This is a genomic window from Rothia sp. HMSC073B08, from assembly GCF_001812975.1.
Classification (GTDB): Bacteria; Actinomycetota; Actinomycetes; order Actinomycetales; family Micrococcaceae; genus Rothia; species Rothia mucilaginosa.
Genome location: NZ_KV811076.1, coordinates 1 through 3071, shown reverse-complemented (window position 1 = coordinate 3071; position 3071 = coordinate 1). Strand labels below are relative to the sequence as shown.

At 62.4% G+C, this 3071-nt stretch carries 2 protein-coding genes; one reads left to right on the top strand and one right to left on the bottom strand.

The genetic code is table 11. The features are described from left to right. Positions 1-27: 27 nt before the first annotated feature. Entirely contained in the window at positions 28-1557 is a 1530-nt protein-coding gene (locus HMPREF2884_RS05600) for an aminopeptidase P family protein (protein WP_070616223.1), read from the bottom strand. A gap of 216 nt (positions 1558-1773) precedes the next feature. Between HMPREF2884_RS05600 and HMPREF2884_RS05595 the strand changes: the two genes are divergently transcribed. After that, complete coding sequence (locus HMPREF2884_RS05595; protein WP_080975582.1) at positions 1774-2745, top strand: PHP domain-containing protein; 972 nt, start codon at positions 1774-1776, stop codon at positions 2743-2745. Positions 2746-3071: the final 326 nt, after the last annotated feature.

Below are 3071 nucleotides of genomic sequence, written 5' to 3'. Positions count from 1 at the left end.
GGGGGGGGGGGGGGGGGGGGCTAGGCGTTACTTCGCCAGCTTCGCCATCCACTCCTCAATGCCCTCAACGGTGCGGGGCAGGGCAGCGGACATGTTCACGTTGCCGTCCTCGGTGCAGAGCACGTCGTCCTCCAGGCGGATACCGATACCGCGGTACTCCTCGGGAATGGACATGTCCTCTTCCTTGAAGTACAGCGCCGGCTCAATGGTGAAGACCATGCCCGGCTCCAGCTCAGCCCACATGTACAGTTCAGCCTTAGCCTGCGCGCAGTCGTGCACGTCCAGGCCCAGGTGGTGGCTGGTGCCGTGCGGCATCCAGCGGCGGTGCTGACCGCCCTCAATGGTGAGGGAAACCTCGGCAGAAACCGGCAGCAGGCCCCACTCTTCCAGACGGTGAGCCAGAACCTCCATCGCGGCGTCGTGAATCTCGTGGAACTTACGGCCCGGCTTAGCCACCTCGAACGCGGCGTCAGCTGCGTCCAGCACAGCGTTGTAGACCTTCGCCTGAACCTCGGTGAACTTACCGTTCACGGGGAAGGTGCGGGTCACGTCTGCGGTGTACAGGGTGTCGTCCTCAACGCCTGCGTCCAGCAGCAGCAGCTTGCCGTCATCGACGGTGCCGTTGTTACGGATCCAGTGCAGGATGGTTGCGTTGTTACCGCACGCTGCGATGGTGTCGTAGCCCAGGTCGTTACCGTCGGTACGTGCCACGGAGAAGAACGCGGTCTCAACGACGCGCTCGCCGCGGTGGTGCGCAACAGCCTTAGGCAGCTCGCGCACGACCTCTTCGAAGCCCTTGACGGTCAGGTCAACGGAACGCTGCAGGTTCTCAACCTCGATAGCGTCCTTGATCAGGCGAGCCTCGGAGAGAGCCACGGCAAGCTCGGAGTCCAGCTTGTCAGCCTGCTCCAGCTCCACGCCGGTGTTGTAGCGGGAGGTGTCAACCAGCGCGTCAACAGCCGGGTCAACGTTGCGGACCAGGCGGATGTTCACGCCGCCCAGGCCCTGGTTGCCGGCGTTCTTGGTGATAGCAACCTCAAGCTCGGACAGGTCGCGGGTACGCAGACCGTAACGCTCGGAGAACTCCTTCAGGGTGGGGCGGGGGCCAACCCAGAACTCGCCGTAACGTGCATCCGCGTAGAACTCTGCGGTGTCGCGGCCAGCCAGCGGGCGGAAGTACAGGGTTACTTCGTGGTTGGAACCGTTGTCGCCGGTGCCCTCTTCGACGGGCTCGAAGACCAGCACGGCGTCGGGCTCGTGGTCGATGCCCAGACCGGTCTGGTGCGCAAACGCCGAGTGGGGGCGGAAGCGGTAGTCGCAGTCGTTGGAGCGGACCTTCAGCGGGCCTGCGGGCAGGACGAGGCGCTCGCCGGGGAATGCCTTGGAGATCTTGGCGCGGCGCTCAGCTGCGTAGTCTGCTACGGGCTCGCGGGTGTAGCCGTCATCTTCGGCAGGTGCCCAGTTTGCGGCAATGAATTCGGTGAACGCAGACGCCTTGGGGGTGCTGCGGTGGTCAGTCTTCTGAGCTTCGGTGCTCTTCTCGTTGTTCTCAGTCATGGGTTAATCATATCGCCTTCACCACAGGTGGGCAGGTGTTTTAGCGCTTTTGACCATAAGAGAGGGTGCGGTGGGTCAGAATATATCTTTGACCTGCGACCGGGTGCCCGATATTGCGCCGCCGATATTGGTAGGGTTGAATCAGAAGAGTAGATGACATGCCTTAAAACCCCGCTGAGGTGGCGACGAACTAGCAGGGGCGGGGAAGGAGAGAATATGACGCACACAGAACACCGGAACAGTGCACCTCATGCGAAGCAGGCACCGCAGCCCGCTGAATTGGGCGCGCCTGAAAACCAGAACCCTGCCGGGCGCTACGACCTGCATATTCACTCCGCTATTTCTGACGGCACGCAGAGCCTGACTGAGCTGGTGCCGCTGATTGCTCGCACCGGGTTGGCGGGATTCGCGCTGACTGATCACGATACGACGGCTGGGTGGGCACAGGCGGCTCAGCTGGCGGATGAGCACGGTCTGGATTTTCTGCCGGGTGCCGAGTTCTCCTGCCGTTACCGTTACACCGACGGTGAGGGTCGCTCACGCACGAAGACCATTCACCTGCTCGCTTATGGTTTTGACCCGGTGGGTTCAGAGTTGGCGCGCCGTGTGGAGGCGATTCGCGCCAGCCGTAAGGGCCGCGCGCAGGCTATTGTGCAGCGTCTTGCCGCCGACTACCCGCTAACCTGGGACGACGTGTTGGCGCAGGTGGGGGAGGGGAACACGGCGGTGGGCCGCCCCCATATTGCTGACGCGCTGGTTGCCGCTGGCGTGGTTGCTGACCGTTCTGAGGCTTTCGCGAAGCTGCTGTACACGGGCAGCCCCTACTATGTGCCGCAGGACGCGCTGGACCCGCTGGAGGCGGTGCGTCTGGTGCGTGAGGCTGGGGGCGTGCCGGTGATTGCGCATCCGATGAGTACGATGCGTGGGCCTGCGTTGAGCCTGGAGTACCTGGGTTTGATGGTGGAGGCTGGTCTAGCGGGTGTGGAGGTGCACCACCGCGAGAACTCCGCGGAAGACCGGGCGCGCCTGCTGGAGTTTATTGAGCGTCAGCGTGCTGCGGGCCGTGAGGTGCTGGTGACGGGTTCGAGTGATTATCACGGCGCGGGTAAGCCGAATCTGCTGGGTGAGAATACGACGGATGCGGCGACGGTGGCGCGTATCCGCGAGCAGCTGGCGGCACAGCACTAAGACGCAAGTGTGGGGCGGGTTCCTTATCGGGAACCCGCCCCATTCTTTTGTTTTCACCCCATTGCATATTCTCTAAATCTCTACCTGAAGGTTAGGATTTTTGATACGCTGAGAACGTTCTACTCATTGGGGTGCACAAAGATTGTGCCTCCCCTCTGTTCGTGAAGGAGCTATGATGCTTCGACAATTATTTGCTCGCCCTACGAGGCGGGTTATCCAGGCTGGCGGCACGGTACTGCTGGCAGGTGCCATGGTGTGCGGCAGTGTTCCGGCGTATGCCATTGGGTCGGTTAAGCGGCTCTTCAGAGTTGAGTGTGGTTGGAGGC